This window comes from Streptomyces sp. KMM 9044 (assembly GCF_024701375.2).
In the GTDB taxonomy this organism is placed as follows: domain Bacteria; phylum Actinomycetota; class Actinomycetes; order Streptomycetales; family Streptomycetaceae; genus Streptomyces.
Genome location: NZ_CP113910.1, coordinates 411016 through 425910 on the forward strand (window position 1 = coordinate 411016; position 14895 = coordinate 425910).

16 protein-coding genes are annotated in these 14895 nt (G+C 70.6%); 9 read left to right on the plus strand and 7 right to left on the minus strand.

Features of this window, described 5'->3' with window-relative positions; translation table 11 throughout:
* Positions 1 to 561 precede the first annotated feature (561 nt).
* The 5 genes from HUV60_RS01960 to HUV60_RS01980 all read left to right on the plus strand — a co-directional run bounded on the left by HUV60_RS01960 (position 562) and on the right by HUV60_RS01980 (position 6222).
* A complete protein-coding gene (locus HUV60_RS01960; RefSeq protein WP_257852667.1) occupies positions 562 to 1926 on the plus strand; it encodes an ABC transporter substrate-binding protein in 1365 nt (454 codons plus the stop codon).
* Positions 1927 to 2007: 81 nt separating this feature from the next.
* Positions 2008 to 2955 (plus strand): carbohydrate ABC transporter permease, encoded by a 948-nt coding sequence (locus tag HUV60_RS01965; protein ID WP_257852665.1) that lies wholly within the window; start codon positions 2008 to 2010, stop codon positions 2953 to 2955.
* On the plus strand, positions 2952 to 3863 hold the full coding sequence (locus tag HUV60_RS01970) for a carbohydrate ABC transporter permease (protein ID WP_257852663.1): 912 nt from the start codon (positions 2952 to 2954) through the stop codon (positions 3861 to 3863). Before HUV60_RS01965 ends, HUV60_RS01970 begins: the two co-directional genes overlap by 4 nt.
* Entirely contained in the window at positions 3860 to 4060 is a 201-nt protein-coding gene (locus HUV60_RS01975; protein WP_257852661.1) for a hypothetical protein, read from the plus strand. The genes HUV60_RS01970 and HUV60_RS01975 overlap by 4 nt, the downstream gene beginning before the upstream one ends.
* A complete protein-coding gene (locus tag HUV60_RS01980) occupies positions 4057 to 6222 on the plus strand; it encodes an alpha-galactosidase (RefSeq protein ID WP_257852659.1) in 2166 nt (721 codons plus the stop codon). The genes HUV60_RS01975 and HUV60_RS01980 overlap by 4 nt, the downstream gene beginning before the upstream one ends.
* Before the next feature lie 205 nt (positions 6223 to 6427).
* On the opposite strand, the gene HUV60_RS01985 is transcribed toward HUV60_RS01980, so the two are convergent.
* Together HUV60_RS01985 and HUV60_RS01990 are read right to left on the minus strand one after the other, a co-directional pair.
* A complete protein-coding gene (locus HUV60_RS01985) occupies positions 6428 to 6721 on the minus strand; it encodes a hypothetical protein (RefSeq protein WP_257852658.1) in 294 nt (97 codons plus the stop codon).
* A gap of 156 nt (positions 6722 to 6877) precedes the next feature.
* The gene (locus HUV60_RS01990; protein WP_257852657.1) at positions 6878 to 7384 is read right to left on the minus strand and encodes a TspO/MBR family protein; all 507 of its coding nucleotides are present in this window, start codon (positions 7382 to 7384) and stop codon (positions 6878 to 6880) included.
* Positions 7385 to 7651: 267 nt separating this feature from the next.
* On the opposite strand from HUV60_RS01990, the gene HUV60_RS01995 reads away from it, so the two are divergent.
* Positions 7652 to 7987 carry a WhiB family transcriptional regulator gene (locus tag HUV60_RS01995; RefSeq protein WP_257852656.1) on the plus strand — a complete coding sequence of 112 codons (336 nt, stop codon included), beginning with the start codon at positions 7652 to 7654 and terminating at the stop codon, positions 7985 to 7987.
* A 230-nt stretch (positions 7988 to 8217) separates the two neighbouring features.
* On the opposite strand, the gene HUV60_RS02000 is transcribed toward HUV60_RS01995, so the two are convergent.
* Positions 8218 to 9270 carry an AI-2E family transporter gene (locus tag HUV60_RS02000; protein WP_257852654.1) on the minus strand — a complete coding sequence of 351 codons (1053 nt, stop codon included), beginning with the start codon at positions 9268 to 9270 and terminating at the stop codon, positions 8218 to 8220.
* A gap of 693 nt (positions 9271 to 9963) precedes the next feature.
* Here HUV60_RS02000 and HUV60_RS02005 point away from each other — a divergent pair.
* On the plus strand, positions 9964 to 10482 hold the full coding sequence (locus tag HUV60_RS02005) for a copper chaperone PCu(A)C (RefSeq protein WP_257852653.1): 519 nt from the start codon (positions 9964 to 9966) through the stop codon (positions 10480 to 10482).
* A 398-nt stretch (positions 10483 to 10880) separates the two neighbouring features.
* Here the strand turns inward: HUV60_RS02005 and HUV60_RS02010 are convergent, their stop codons facing one another.
* Positions 10881 to 11096 (minus strand): PepSY domain-containing protein, encoded by a 216-nt coding sequence (locus HUV60_RS02010; protein WP_257852652.1) that lies wholly within the window; start codon positions 11094 to 11096, stop codon positions 10881 to 10883.
* A gap of 206 nt (positions 11097 to 11302) precedes the next feature.
* Entirely contained in the window at positions 11303 to 11713 is a 411-nt protein-coding gene (locus tag HUV60_RS02015; RefSeq protein ID WP_269441103.1) for a hypothetical protein, read from the minus strand.
* Between the two features lie 197 nt (positions 11714 to 11910).
* On the opposite strand from HUV60_RS02015, the gene HUV60_RS02020 reads away from it, so the two are divergent.
* The gene (locus tag HUV60_RS02020) at positions 11911 to 13263 is read left to right on the plus strand and encodes a DUF2254 domain-containing protein (protein ID WP_257853177.1); all 1353 of its coding nucleotides are present in this window, start codon (positions 11911 to 11913) and stop codon (positions 13261 to 13263) included.
* Between the two features lie 108 nt (positions 13264 to 13371).
* Here HUV60_RS02020 and HUV60_RS02025 read toward each other — a convergent pair whose 3' ends face one another.
* Entirely contained in the window at positions 13372 to 13890 is a 519-nt protein-coding gene (locus HUV60_RS02025; RefSeq protein WP_257852647.1) for a GNAT family N-acetyltransferase, read from the minus strand.
* A complete protein-coding gene (locus tag HUV60_RS33765) occupies positions 13868 to 14203 on the minus strand; it encodes an MbtH family protein (protein ID WP_443047202.1) in 336 nt (111 codons plus the stop codon). The genes HUV60_RS02025 and HUV60_RS33765 overlap by 23 nt, the downstream gene beginning before the upstream one ends.
* Before the next feature lie 125 nt (positions 14204 to 14328).
* Between HUV60_RS33765 and HUV60_RS02035 the strand changes: the two genes are divergently transcribed.
* Positions 14329 to 14868 carry a hypothetical protein gene (locus HUV60_RS02035; protein WP_257852645.1) on the plus strand — a complete coding sequence of 180 codons (540 nt, stop codon included), beginning with the start codon at positions 14329 to 14331 and terminating at the stop codon, positions 14866 to 14868.
* Positions 14869 to 14895: the final 27 nt, after the last annotated feature.

Consider the following 14895-nt stretch of genomic DNA (forward strand, 5'->3'; position numbering starts at 1 on the left):
CGGCTTCGCCGTCCGGTTCGGCGGCGTGACGCGTCCGGCGGAGCGGGGCGCTCGTCCGCGGCGGCAGGGCCCGAGCGGTACGGAAGCACATATGCACGAGCGCACCGCCGCACCTGACACGGGGCGACGCTCCCGACGACGTCCCCCGCGGGACCGGGGACGCCGCTCCACGGGACCGGGGACACCGCTCCGCGGCGCGACTTGCCCGTTCAGCCGGTCGGACACTCCCTCCGGGCGACACGCATCGAAAGGGTCACGGACGGCGCACCCGCGGCACCGGGAGCCCGGCGGGGAGACTCAACAGACCACATGATTCACGTATGCACATTCACTGAATCGTTTTCTGACAACGTTCGACAATCCCGTCCCGTGATCGGTAAAGCCAATTCTCGCAGGTAGAGACCACCACTCCACACCCTCGCACTGTCGATAACGGTTTGTGTTTGGTTCCGTGATTTCCCGATGGACTGTGTTGACTTTACGAGTCGTTAACAGTCAATGTGTGCGCACCCCGACCGCTCTGGGACACATAGCAGAGCGGCGCGCACCTGAGGAGACGTCATGTCACTGCGGACCCAACGCCCCATGTTGCGCCGGACCCTGGCGGCCCTTGCCGCCCTTCCCCTGCTCGCCACGGCGGCGTGCGGCGGCTCCGGCACCGAGGACAGCGCCTCGGGCGGTCAGGGCACATGTGAGAAGAGCGAGGGCAAGGTCGAGCTGACGTACTGGTCCTGGATCCCCGGCGTCGAGAAGGCGGTGGCCGAGTGGAACCGCCAGAACCCGGACATCCAGGTGTCCGTCAAGTCGACCCCGAACGGCAACGCCGGCACGTACCAGAACATGGCCAACGCCCTGAAGACGGGCAACGCCCCCGACCTCGGTCAGATCGAGTACGACTCGCTGGCGAGCTTCCGCCTCCAGGAGGGCCTCACCGACATCGCCGCGTGCGCGGGCGTCAAGGAGGCCGAGGACGACTTCGCCGAGTGGACCTGGTCGCAGGTGACCTTCGGGGCCGGCGGCGAGGACGGGGTCTGGGCGGTGCCGCAGGACACGGGCCCGATGGCCCTCTTCTACCGCAAGGACCTGTTCGAGAAGCACGGCATATCCGTCCCGGAAACCTGGGAGGAGTACTACGGGGCGGCCAAAAAGCTGAAGAAGGCCGACCCGAAGGCGTACATGACGCACTTCTCGCAGACGGACCCGAACTGGTTCAGCGGCCTGCTGTGGCAGATGGGCTCGAACATGTTCGCCCAGGACGGCGACGCGTGGAAGGTCGATGTCGACAGCCCGGCCGCCGGTGAGGTGGCGGACTACTGGCAGAGGATGATCGACGAGAAACTGGTCGCGACCGATCTGCAGGGCTTCTCCCCGGCGCTCTACAAGGCGTGGAACGACGGCGAGGTGGCGACCTGGGTCAGCGCCGCCTGGGGCTACAGCACCATCCGCGACAACGCCAAGGCGACCTCCGGCAAGTGGGGCGTCGCGCCGATGCCGCAGTGGTCGGCGGGCGACGACACGGCCGGCAACTGGGGCGGTTCGACTACGGCCGTCCTCGGCGGGAGCGAGCACCCCCATGAGGCGGCGAAGTTCGCGCTGTGGCTGAACACGGACCCGAAGGCGCTGGAGATCCTCAACCGTGAGGGCGGTCTCTACCCCGCGGCCATCGAGGGACTCGAGCTGGAGGCCCTGCAGCAGCCGGTGGACTTCTACGGCGGCCAGAAGATCTTCGACGTCTTCGCGGACGCCTCCCTGAACGTCACCACGGACTGGACCTTCGGTCCGACGATGACGGACACCTACCGCTTCATGGGCGACGGCATAGCGGAAGCGCTGGGCGGCAAGGGGACGCTCGAGGACGCGCTTGCGCAGACGGACACCAAGACGGTGGACTCCCTGGAGAAGCAGTCCCTCGAGGTCGCCAAGTAAGTGACGTGGACCGGCGGCGCGTTGGAATGCGCCGCCGGTCCTCTCCCCCCTCGTCAAGGAAGCCTGGGAAGAGACCACGACATGACCGTCGACCGGACAGCCGCGACAGCGGCGCCGCCAGCGAAGAACACCGCAGCTCCCGCTCCGCCGCGCCGCAGACGGAACTGGGCGCCCGTCTTCTTCCTCCTGCCGTTCTTCATACCGTTCGTACTGTTCACCCTGGTGCCGGTCGGCTACGCCTTCTACCAGAGCCTGCTCAGGACGGAACGGACCGGCGGCACCTTCGGCCGCAAGACGACCGTGTTCGCCGGTCTCGAGCAGTACAGGGAAGTGTTCGGCGACGCCGAGTTCCTCGGCAGCGTCGGCCGGGTACTGCTCTTCGGCCTGGTGCAGATCCCGGTGATGCTGGCCCTGGCCCTGGCGCTCGCGCTGCTGCTGGACTCCACGGTCGCCCGCCTCAAGCGCTTCTTCCGCATCGCCTACTTCGTGCCGTACGGCATCCCCGGCGTGATCGCCGCACTGATGTGGGCCTTCCTGTACGACCCACGCCTGTCGCCCGTCGTGGACCTGCTCGAGAAGGCCGGGTCCGCGCCGGACTTCCTCGGCTCGTCGATGATGCTCTGGTCCATCGGCAACATCGTGACCTGGACCTACACCGGGTACAACATGCTGATCATCTACGCCGCGCTACAGGCCGTCCCGTCCGACATCTACGAGGCGGCGCGCATGGACGGAGCGGGCGAGGCGACGATCGCCTGGCGCATCAAGATCCCCATCCTGCGCCCGGCCCTCATCCTGACGGGTGTCTTCTCGATCATCGGGACCCTGCAACTGTTCACCGAACCACAGGTGCTGCGCTCCATCTCCACCAGCGTCACCAGCACCTACACACCGAACCTGGCGGCCTACTCGCTCGCCTCGTCGGACAACTACAGTGAGGCCGCCGCCATGTCGGTGACGCTGGCCCTGGCCACGTTCGTCCTGTCGTTCGGATTCCTCAAGCTCACGGGTCGAAAGGCTGGATCATGAGCCTCCTCACCGACACCGCGGGCGCCCACGCGCCCGCGCCGGCCTCCGGGACGACACCGCGCGGCCCGCGGGAGAGCCGCCTCTCGGTGGTCGTCGCCACCGGTTTCCTGGCCGTGATCGCCCTCTACATGCTGCTTCCGGTGTTCTGGCTGGTCGTCTCGGCCACCAAGAACCAGGGCGACCTGGTCGGCTCTTTCGGCCTGTGGTTCTCCGACTTCCACCTGATCGACAACCTGCGGGCACTGTTCGCCAAGCAGGACGGGGTCTATCTGCCCTGGCTGCTCAACAGCCTCCTGTACGCCGGCGCGGGTGCGGCCGTCGGCACACTGCTGTCCGCCATGGCCGGCTATGCCTTGGCCAAGTACCGTTTCCGCGGGCGGGAGTTCCTGTTCTCCGTCGTGCTCGGCGGTGTGCTGGTCCCGGCCACGGCGCTCGCGCTGCCGCTGTTCCTGCTCTTCGCCGAGGTGGGCGCCACCAACACCTTCTGGGCGGTCTTCCTGCCCAGCGTCGTCAGCCCGTTCGGCGTCTACCTCTCGCGTATCTTCGCTGCCGCCTCCGTGCCCGACGAACTCCTGGAGGCCGCCCGTATCGACGGGTCGGGAGAGCTGCGGACCTTCTTCACCATGGCACTGCGGCTGATGTCGCCCGCCATGGTGACGATCTTCCTGTTCCAGTTCGTGGTCATCTGGAACAACTTCCTGCTACCGCTGGTGATGCTCCAGGACGACCGCCTCTACCCGGTCACCCTGGGCCTGTTCACCTGGCAGTCCCAGGTCAGCCGCGACCCCTCGCTGCAGATCCTCAGCATCACCGGGTCGCTCGTCTCGGTCGTCCCGATCGTCATCACCTTCCTGGTGCTCCAGCGCTACTGGAAGGCCGGTCTCGCGGCGGGGGCGGTGAAGTCGTGAACGACGCGTTCAAGCACCTGTCCGACCGGTCCGGCGGGATCGCCCACGGCGGCGGCTACGACAACGACCGCGTCTGCCGCGAGGTGCTGGAACGCGGCGTCGGTGAACCGGCCGTGGTCGGGCCGGCCCGGCTTTCGCAGAGGGCGGCCTCCTCCGCCCGCCCCCACCCCGGACCTACCGAAAGCGTACGCACGTGACCGCCGACCGTTCTTCCCCTCTCCTCCATTTCCGTGCGGGGGGCACGAGCCTGGTCCTCGACTGCTCGGGGCCCCGCCTCCCACGGGTGCTGCACTGGGGAGCCGACCTCGGAGACCTGGGAGACGGCGCACCGGACGGCGCGGGCGACCTCGCCTCCCTCGCCACGGCGAGCATCGCCGAACTGGGCACCAGCGTTCCCGACGTCCCGGTCCCCGTGAGCGTGCTGCCCGAGCAGTCGGCCGGCTGGCTGGGTACACCGGGGCTGTCCGGGCACCGCGAGGGCGCCGACTTCTCCTGCGCCTTCACCGTCCGGGAGCTGCGGCTGACGGCCCCTCGCTCACTGACGGTCGAGGCCACGGACGGACAGGCCCGGCTCGGCCTGCGGTGGGAGCTGGAGCTGACCTCCTCCGGTCTCGTCCGCCATCGTGCGTTCCTCACCAACCAGGGTGAGGGCCCCTACACGCTGGAGGCACTGCAGCTCGCCCTGCCGGTACCGGCCCACGCCGCCGAAGTGCTCGACATGACCGGCCGCCACCTGCGGGAGCGCTCTCCGCAGCGGCACGGGTTCACCCGAGGCACGCACCTTCGGGAGAACCGTCGCGGCCGCACCGGCGTCGATGCGACGCTCGTCCACACCGTGGGTGAGCGCGGTTTCGGCTTCCGCGGCGGTGAGGTGTGGGGTCTGCACGTGGCGTGGAGCGGCAACCACCGCACGTTCGCCGAGCGGACGAACTCCGGCGTCTCGCTCCTGGGCGGCGGTGAGCTGCTCCTGCCGGGCGAGGTGCGTCTGCGGCCCGGCGCCACGTACGGGACTCCGTGGATGTACGGCTCCTACGGCCAGGGCCTGGACGACATGGCGGCCCGCTTCCACGCCTACCTGCGGCAACGCTCTCGTCATCCCGCCGCACCGCGGCCCGTCACACTCAACACCTGGGAGGCGGTCTACTTCCGGCAGGACCTGGACACCCTCACGGCCCTGGCGGACGCGGCGGCGGAGGTCGGCGCCGAACGGTTCGTGCTCGACGACGGCTGGTTCTGCGGACGCCGCGACGACCGGGCCGGGGTGGGCGACTGGTACGTGGACCCCGAGGTCTGGCCGCAGGGGCTGCATCCGCTCGTCGAACACGTCCGTTCCCGTGGGCTCCAGTTCGGTCTCTGGGTGGAACCCGAGATGATCAACCCGGACTCGGACCTGGCCAGGGCCCATCCGGAGTGGACACTGTCCGCGGCCGGGCGCATGCCGCCGGAGGCCCGGCACCAGCAGGTGCTCGATCTGGGCCGCCCGGAGGCGTACGCGTACGTGCTCGAACGCCTGGACGCCCTGGTCACCGAGTACGCCATCGACTACCTCAAGTGGGACCACAACCGCGACCTCGTCGACGCGGGCAGCGGTGCGCGCGGCATCGGCGGGGTGCACGCACAGACCACCTCGGTGTACGCGCTGATGGACGAACTGCGCCGACGCCACCCGGCACTGGAGATCGAGTCCTGTTCCTCGGGCGGCGCACGGGTGGACCTCGGAATCCTCGAACGCAGCGACCGGGTGTGGACGAGCGACTGCATCGACGCCCTGGAACGACAGCAGATCCAGTGCTGGACGGGCCTGCTGCTGCCTCCGGAGCTGATGGGCGCGCACGTCGGCGCGCCCGTCTCGCACACCACGGGCCGCACGCACGGTCTCGACTTCCGTGCCGGCACCGCGCTCTTCGGCCACATGGGCATCGAGTGGGACCTCACCCGGGCGACGCCCGGGGAACGCCGTCGGCTCGCCGACTGGATCGAGGCCCACAAGCGCCTCCGCCCGCTGCTGCACGCCGGGACGGTCGTCCACGCCGACCACCACGATCCCGCGCTGCTGGTGCACGGCGTCGTGGCCCCCGACCTGTCCCGTGCCGTCTACGCCGTGGTACAGACGGCGACGAGCGTGCAGGCCCCGGCGGGCCGCGTGCGCCTGCCCGGCCTGGCGCCGGACGCGCGCTACACCCTTGCCCCGCTGCCGCCGGGGGACGAGTTCCGGGGGCCGACGACGAGCCCGCTGCCCTGGTGGACACCGGAGGGTGTCACGCTGTCGGGCCGTACCCTGTCCGTCCTCGGCGTCCAGGCGCCCACCCTCCACCCGGAAAGCCTGGTGCTGATCGAGGCCCGGCGGCTCGCGCCCTGATCGTCGGCCGTCGGCTCCTCGCCGGGGCCGAGCCGGCCCGCGACGAGTCGGACCGCTCGCCGTCGGCGGCGGACCGGGGCTGATGTGCCGAGGCCGTCCGCCGAGCTCTGTCCGGCACGGTGCGGGCCACTGATCGCCGGCATGTGCGGCGCGACCTGTGCGAAGCCGCCCCGGGTGCCGGTCAGCGGGCGCGGGCTCTCGCCCGTCAGGGAGTCGAGGGGCCGGGCCAGACGGCGGAGGCGTCGTCGCGATGGGGGCCGGGCAGCCGGATCGGGCGGACCGGGACGGGGTGTTCGCGTCCTTCGGTGACGGCCCTCCACGGGACGGGGTGTCCGGAGCAGCACGGGGTGTTCAGGGCGAACACGTTGTCGGCGTAGACCTCGGCGTGCGCGCCGACCGTGAGGATGCGCAGCGAGGCGGCAGGGTCCGTCAGGACGGTTTCACCGAGCCGGGTGCCGCCGGAGCCGGTGCCCCAGAGGTTCCTGCCGTCGCAGCCCACGGCAAGGGCGGGGCCGTCGCTGTCCGGGGTGTCTGTGCGCAGGGTGATCTCGGCACGGCCGGTTGTGAACCCGGGTGGGCACTGAGCCGCGTGGCTCGGCCCGGCACGGTGCCATGCCGTTGGGACGACGTGCCACGCCCGTCGGCTCCGGTCGCATCAGGCGTTGAGCTGCCAGATGGCGAGGTTGAGGGCCGCTGCGTACAGCGTCCACAGTGCGTAAGGGACGAGGACGAGGGAGGCGGCCTGGCTCGTGCGCCGGAAAAGCAGCATCGTGGTGCCGAGAGCGGCCAGGAGCAGGCAGATGTCGAGGAACGCGAGGCCGTACCGGCCGGCGGTGAAGAACAACGGCGTCCAGGCCAGGTTGAAGGCAAGCTGCGCGCCCCACAGGACGATCTCCGCCTTGACCTCCGCCAGTGGCCGGCGGCGCAGTACGAGCCAGGCGGAGACGGCGATGGTGGCGTACAGCGCCGTCCAGACCGGACCGAACAGCCAGGAGGGCGGGGCCCACGCGGGGCGCTCGAGTGAGCGGTACGTGCTGCCCGGGTCCGCGGCCGCGACACCGCCCAGAGCGGCCACCGCGTAACAGATCGCGAGAAGCAGGAGCAGCAGCAGGAGCGAGGAGGAGCGGGGGCGCAGGTCCTTCCCGGGCGGGGCTCCCGTCATCTGCTGTCTCCTTCCGTTGCACCGACGCTGTCGTGGCCGGGTGCCCCGGAATCCGCCGCCTGATGCGACACGTGGCACGCGGTGTCCGCTCATGCCTGTCCCGTGTGTGGCCGTGCCGAGGCGTCGCTGATGCGACCCGACGCCCGAGGACGCCGAGCGTACCGGCCCTACCGGGCGTGCGGTGGGAGGCGCAACCTCTGCCGATCCCGCGGCACACCTGTGCCGCAGCCGTCTGCCGGTTCGGCCGACGCCCGGCGGAGGCGTGCCGTGCCGGACGGCTGTCGGCCTTCCCTCTTCGGCTCCGACCTGTTCCCCGCCGCACGCGGGTGGATCCGCGAGGCCGCGTGCGTGGGCGGGGACCCCGAGCTGTTCTTCCCTCCGGCCGAGCGGGAGAACGAGTCCCAGGTCGCTCGCGCCCGTGCGGTCTGCCGTCGCTGCCGCGTCCTGCTCGCCTGCCGCCGGTGGGCCGTCGAGCATGGGGAGGACACCGGTATCTGGGGGGCGATCACCGCCGCGCAGCGTCGCGCCATCCGGCGGGAGCTGCTCGACGGCCCGGAGAGACGACGAACGACGGGGAAGACGGTTCGCGCGCGTCGGGAATGACTTCGGCCGCCGCGGCGTCGGAAACGACGACTCTGTTGCTCCATTGCGGAGAGTGACGCCGGCCCGTCGACGGGGCACAGGGAACGGGCCTCGCGAGGAGGCGGTCCGGCCCCGGCCCCTCTCGGATGCGGTGCGTGACCATCCCCCGAATTGAGCAGCAGAGTCAACGACGAGGGCAAAGCCTCGAGGGCCGAGACGGGCGAACAAGTGCTCGGCATTCGGCGTGAACCCTACGAGTCCGCGGACGGCATGCCGGACCATGCGTAACGCGTGCGCAGCTCGCGGACGACGCCGAAGGCGGCAGCGGTGACCGGGACCGCGAGGAGCACTCCGACGATCCCGCCCACGGACGCGCCCGCGGTGAGCGCCACGAGGACCAGCGCCGGGTGGATCCGCACGGTCCGGCTCTGGACCATCGGCTGGAAGACGTTCCCCTCCAGCGCCTGCACCACGAGCACCACCCCGAGTGCCCACAGCGCGACGGCGAACCCCCGGTCGGCGAGCGCGACCAGCACGGCCGCGGCCCCGGAGACGAAGGCGCCGATATAGGGGACGTAGGCACCGATGAAGACGATCGCCCCGAGCCCGAGGGCACCCGGCACGCGCAGGATCAGCAGACCGGCGGTGATGCAGACGGCGTCGGTGAGCGCGACCACGGTGGTGCCCCGCATGAACCCCTCCACGCCCTCGAAGGCCCGCCGGGCCATCGCCTCGACGGCGTCGGCGCTGCCGCGCGGGACGAGCGAGCGCAGCGTGCCGACGGCCTGGTGGGAGTCGCGCAGGAAGAAGAAGACCAACAGCAGCGCGAGCACGGCCATGCCGAGGGCCTGCGCGACGAAACCGGCCCCGGTCACGACGCCGGAGGCGGCCGTTCCCCCGAACCTGCCCAGCAGGTCCAGGGCGTCGTCGGCGAGGTCCCCCAGCGAGGTGCCGTCCGCCCCGAAGTGGTCGGCCAGCCCGCGCACCCCCCGGCGCAGTGAGGCGACGATCTGGTCCCAGGTGTCGACCAGCGCGGCCGTGAGGACGTACACGGCGCCGCCGACCACGGCGAGGACGGCGGTGCAGGCCAGCCCGGCGGCGACGGACCGGTTGATCTTCGCCTTCACCATCCACCGGTGCAGAGGGAGGAGCAGCGCGGTACCGAGCAGGGCGAGCAGCACGGGAACGACAGCCGACCGCAGCGCCACGCACACCTGGATCCCGATGTAGCCGACCCCGACGGCCAACAGGATCACGGCGCACCAGGCGGCGAGCCGGCGAACGGGCTCCGGGAGCAATTGCACATATGCACCGTACGTACCGGCCGCGCCGTTCTGGGTGAACGGCCCGCCCGCTTCGCATGTCGTCGGCTTCCCGAGTCGTTGATCCGGAGGAGGGATTCACCCGAACGCCTCCAGGAGGCGGCGTCACCCGGGGGTGGGCAGGGAGGCCGGGGACGTGCGCGCCCCTGCCACCAGCATGGTGGAACGGATGACCGGCCTGGAAGTCGTGGAGGGGGCTTCGCCGCGGACGGCATTCACTTGCCGGACGAGGGGGGCCGGAGCAGGGCGAGAGACGGGTGACGTGACCGAACGTCCGGGGCCGGACCGCCCGGCGGTCCGCGTCCCGCGACCGGACAGCGGACGGCCTGAGCACACGCCACCGAACATCTCCGGCAGCTCCCCCCACCTGGCCCAAGGAGTGCTGCCACACCGCGGTGGGCGTGGCATGCCTGTCAGCGGCGGCCTGCAGTCCGCCGGAACTCCGGGAGAGAGGGGGCACAGGGATGTACGCGAGAACGGCGGGTGCGTGGCGAAGGGCGGTGCCCCTCCTCGTGGCAGGCTGTCTGGCCCCGTCCTCCGCAGGTCACCCATTCGGGAAGACCAACTGATCACAGCTGGTCAGCCACCGATCAGAGCAGCGGTCCGCGCAGCGGTCCGCGTTGCAGAACCCGCCGAAGCACGATCGCTTCAGGACCGTGATCAAGCCCGGAGGCTGTGCAAAAGAGTGACCCGCGGAGGACGGATCTAGCCGCCGCGGGTACGACGGGATGCGGCAACGATGAGGGCGAGTACAACTCACCGGGCGCCAACGCCCGTGTCGGACCGGTCCTGATCCGCGACGCGCACATCGCCGAGCCCTCCCCCGACGGCCCGTGGGATCCGGGGGACGACGCCCCCTTCTATCTCTGGCTGTTCAACCAGGGGCAGAGCGCCGACAGACTGCTCGGCGCCGAGACGACGGTCGCACGGTCCGTGGACATCGTGAGCGTGGACGGCACGGTCCGGGGCCCGGCCGAGGTACCCACCGGGAAACCGGTCGAACTGGGGGAAGGGCGCGTCCACCTGCTGCTTCGGGACCTGCGCCAGCAGATCCGCGGCGGGGACTACGCGTGGATCACCCTGCGTTTCGAACGAGCGGGCGAGGTCGCCCTGCGGGTGCACTCCCCGGTCCCCGCCTACGTCGACGATGCCACCGACGCGCCGGGACTGCCGTCCCCCTCGCCGGATGAGTGACGTCCACTGACCCGTCCCGCGCTCACGGCGCGCGTCGACGGCCGCCCGCACCGCGCCGGAGGAACGGGAGGAAGAGCGGTGAGGCCGCGGGGGAACCGGGCGGCACCTCGGAAACCTGGTGACGTACGGCATCGGGTGGCGGTCGGGGGAGGGCCGGACGGTGCGGGTGGGCGCCGCACCGTCGTGGTGGAGTCCGACCGGTCCTGTACCGGTCCTGTACGGAGCCCGGGAGACCGTGGTGGCCACCGGGGCTGGTGCTGCTTCCCCCGGCCGCCTGGACGGGCATGCGCTCGGCGTGACCGGACTTCACAGCAGACGGGCCGTGAGCGCACCACCGTGCGTGCGGGACCCGCGGAGCACTGGCCGCCGGCCGTCCGGCGCCGGTGTTCCTGTCCGTGTCACGCCGGGCGGCACTCCAGGATCTCGCCGGTCTTCGCGTCCACCACATGGACCGTCGCCGACTCGTCTGCCACACCGAGGGCATCGACCCGCCAGACCGGATCGCCTTCACGCCCCTGCAGTTCGAGGGCGGTGACGAGTTCACCGTTCGCCGTGCCGGCCGCTTCACGAGCCGCCTCGTCCGGCAGGAGCTGAGCCTCGTCCAAGAGCCGCATCAGCTCCTGGACTCTGTTGCTCGATTCGGGGGAGGGTCACGCACCGCGTCCGAGAGGGGCCGGCCGGGGCCGGACCGCTTCCTCGCGAGGCCCGTTCCCTGCGCCCCGTCGACGGGCCGGCGTCCCTCTCCGCAATGGAGCAACAGAGTCCTCCTGGACTCTGCTGCGCAATTACCCGGCGTGATGACGCCGTGCCGATACGGCCTTCAGAGCGCGTCGCAGATGCAGGCAGGCCGGGCGCGGCCGAGCCCTGAAAGCACGGCACGTGATCGCTCGCCGAATTGAGCAGCAGAGTCCTCCTGCCGCTCAAAGTCCGCCAGGTCGGGACCGGGGCTCGTCCCCAGCACCTCGCCCCGGGTGGCACCGAGCCGGACCGTCGTGAGCCGTCCGTCCTGGTTCGCGATCCGGCTCTCCCACACGGCCGACTTCGACTCGGGCTCCTTGAGCTCCCGAGCAACCAGTTCACCGGCGGGCACCTCGGCCACGGAGAGGCGAATGGCGCGCTCGTAGTCGATGTCGGCCATCCCGAACCGCTCGGCGGGCTCGTTCGGCGGATCCCCCCGGCTACAGGCCACGAGCGGCGACAACGCGGCGACCGGTACACAAAGGGCCACCACGAGTGGCCTCCACGCCCGTCCGCCCTCTTGCCGGAAGATGACTCCCGCCATTCCCATGCGAGTCGCATATCCGCCCTAAATGATATGCATAACACATGTATAGAAGATCCACTGCGCTGCATCAATACGACATCCACCCACAGCACTGTTCTGCGAGTCGCCCTGTTTGCGGTGGTCTGTAGTCTGAGTTCGTGCTGATGCGTGACACACTCCGGGTCCAGCTGTGGCCCGTGCCGACGCTGGGTGTCGTACTCGCCGTCGCCGCGGGCGTGGCACTGCCTCGGCTGGACGAGCGGCTTCAGCACGAGCTCCCGTCCTGGCTGAGTGACTACTTCTTCGGCGGCAGCTCGGATGCCGCACGCGCGGTGCTGGAAGCCATCGCAGGCTCCCTGATCACGGTCACGGCGCTGACCTTCTCGCTCACCGTGCTGACGCTTCAGCTGGCGAGCAGCCAGTTCTCCCCCCGTGTGCTGCGGACCTTCAACTCGGACCGGTACGTCCAGACGACCCTGGCGCTCTTCCTCGCGACGTTCACCTACGCCCTGACGGTGCTGCGCACCGTACGCACCGGCGAGGACGAGCAGGCCAGCTTCGTCCCCGGGCTGTCGGTCACGGTCGCCCTCCTGCTCACCCTGGCCAGCCTGCTCGCCCTCGTCCTGTTCCTGTCCCACCTGGCGCGCGAGATCCGGGTCGAGACGATGATGAGCAGCATCCACTCCGCCGCCGGCCGCACCCTCGGTCGGCTCCTCCCCAAAGAAGAGGACACGGACCGCGGGGACTCCGACGGCGCGCACCCCTCCGACGCCCCGCCGGGACCGCCCGCGGGCGCGCTGCCCCTGAGCGTCGGCTCTTCCGGCTTCTTCACCTCCGTCGATGAGGCGGCCCTTCTGAGGGCAGCCGTCGAAGCCGACGCCGTCCTGCTCATCGACCGCCTCCCCGGGAGTTCGCTGATCGCCGCCACGCCCGTGGGAGCCGCCTGGCCGCGCACCGGGGAGCCCTTCTCCTCCGACGCATGGACCCGTCTGGCCGAACGAGCCGCCAAAGCGGTGAGGACCGGCCCTGAACGCACCGGCCTCCAGGACATCGCCTTCGGGCTCCGGCAGCTCACCGACATCGCCACCAAGGCGCTCTCCCCCGGGATCAACGACCCGACGACCGCTGTGCACGCCCTGTCCCACTCCGCCGCGCTGCTGTGCGAGCTGGCCCGGCACGACCTGGGCCCCCGGCTGCTGCGCGACGACGGCAGGCAGGTCAGAGTCGTGCTGCGGCGCCCCGGCCTGGAGGACCTCCTGGACCTGGCCATGACCCAGCCCCTGCGCTACGGCGCCGCCGAGCCCGCCGTCCTGGCTCGCATCGCGATGCTGTTGCGCGAACTCGCCTGGAGCACCACGCACGACCGGTATCCGCCCATCGTCACCGCCCTCGCCCTGCTGCGTTCCACCATCGGCGCCCAGAACCTCGACGCCACCGAGCACTTCCGGCTCACCGAGCTGACCGGACTCGTCGACGAGGCCCTGGCCGGCCGGTGGGCACACGGCCGCACCCACTGACCGCACGGCCGGCCACGGCCCGTCACGGGCACACCCCGCAGAAGAAGACATGGAGCCGGATCGAGGGCGCGGGGACTGCGCCGTGGCGTTCCGGACCGGTTCCCGGTGTCAGTCCGGGTCCGCCGCCGGGATCACCACCGGCTTGGTCACGGTGCCGTCGTCGCCAACCACGTCGCGCACGTGCCGGAAGCCGAAGCCCAGTCGGCGGCACATGGCCAGGCTGACGGTGTTGTCGGCGCCGACCATGCCGTAGGCCTCCTTCAGGCCCAGGTTGTCGGCGACGTGGCGGAGCAGGCCGCGGACCACTTCTGTGCCCAGGCCCCGGCCCCAGTACTCGGGGGTGAGAGCGGTGATCAGTTCGTGGCCGTCGGCGTTGCCGGTCTTCTTCACCTCCGCGTGGCCGACGTAGACCTCCTCGCGCCACAGTCCCCACACGTCGAACCTGTGCTGCGGGTAGACGTCGGTGAGAATGGCGCGGAACAGCGTGCGCAGGTCGGTCTCCGGCACGCGCTCCTGGCCCATCCAGCGGCAGACCTCCTCGTCACGCAGCAGGGCCACGAAGACGTCCTCGTCCTCGGGGCGGTAGGGCCGGAACGTGAGGCGTTCAGTGTGCAGGACCGGTGTCATGACGGCTCCTCGGGATGAGGCAGGGCGGGTGCAGGGCGGGCGGGGCACGGGCCGGGGGTGCGGTTGCGGACGCGCCCCCGGCCCGTCCTTCGTGGCTGCGCGGGACGCGTCGGGCTCCGGTGTTCTCCATGCGCTCCCGCAGGCTGCGCGGGCGCATGTCGGTCCAGACCTCGTCCACGGAGGCGGAGCACTCCGCCTCCGTGCCCTCCTTGCCGACGGGCTGCCAGCCGGCGGGCACCTCGATGTCGACGGGCCACAGCGAGTACTGTTCCTCGTCGTTGCGCAGCACCTGGTAGCGGGTGTTCTCGTCCATGTCTGTCGGTCTCGCTCTCTCGGGTCGGACAGGTGGCGGGCAAGGGACTGGTGGCGGAGTGTCCGGCGGTGGGGCGCGGATCGCGGGGTGGGGCCTCACCGGCTGTTCCGGGCGGGGTGGGCGATGTGGCGCAAGGCCTCGGCGAAGTCGTCCGCGACACCTCGCACGGTGTCCGTGGGGTGGGAGGGCGGGCCGAACTCGCGCGGATCCACGCGGACCGCTGGCACGTGGAGATCCTCTTCCGTCTGGTTAAGGTGGACCTGCGCACACCGGGAGAAGTCCTGCACTCGCGCACCGCCGAGGGGGTCCGCCAGGAACTGTGGGCCCTGCTCTGCCTCTACCAGGCACTCCGCTCGCTGATCACCCGAGCCGCCGTGATCGCCGGAGTGGACCCCACCCGCATCAGCTTCCCGCCCGTCCTGGATGCCGTCAACGACTCCGTCACGACGGCTTTTCCCCCTGAACACCTCGCCCAGGCCCTGAAGTTCTTCATCGCCGACCTCCCCCGCTGGGTCATAGGCGACCGCCCCGACCGCACCGCCCCGATCAAGACCAAACGCCCCAACCTGCGCTACCAGACCCGCAGCTCAGAAGATCCAGGAACCCGCCTCGTCACCCACACCCTCACCCTGCACCCCCTCGAACCAAGGCCTATCGCGATTTAGATGTTTTTAGGCCATTTGGTCTAGTGG

What these genes read in the sequence shown, in the direction of transcription:
- HUV60_RS33765 (WP_443047202.1), bottom strand. Translation starts at nt 14,203, where the DNA reads ATGGACGAGAACACCCGCTACCAGGTGCTGCGCAACGACGAGGAACAG.
- HUV60_RS02020 (WP_257853177.1), top strand. Translation starts at nt 11,911, where the DNA reads ATGCGTGACACACTCCGGGTCCAGCTGTGGCCCGTGCCGACGCTGGGT.
- HUV60_RS02025 (WP_257852647.1), bottom strand. Translation starts at nt 13,890, where the DNA reads ATGACACCGGTCCTGCACACTGAACGCCTCACGTTCCGGCCCTACCGC.
- HUV60_RS01990 (WP_257852657.1), bottom strand. Translation starts at nt 7,384, where the DNA reads ATGACGGGAGCCCCGCCCGGGAAGGACCTGCGCCCCCGCTCCTCCTCG.
- HUV60_RS01960 (WP_257852667.1), top strand. Translation starts at nt 562, where the DNA reads ATGTCACTGCGGACCCAACGCCCCATGTTGCGCCGGACCCTGGCGGCC.
- HUV60_RS01965 (WP_257852665.1), top strand. Translation starts at nt 2,008, where the DNA reads ATGACCGTCGACCGGACAGCCGCGACAGCGGCGCCGCCAGCGAAGAAC.
- HUV60_RS01970 (WP_257852663.1), top strand. Translation starts at nt 2,952, where the DNA reads ATGAGCCTCCTCACCGACACCGCGGGCGCCCACGCGCCCGCGCCGGCC.
- HUV60_RS02010 (WP_257852652.1), bottom strand. Translation starts at nt 11,096, where the DNA reads ATGCGGCTCTTGGACGAGGCTCAGCTCCTGCCGGACGAGGCGGCTCGT.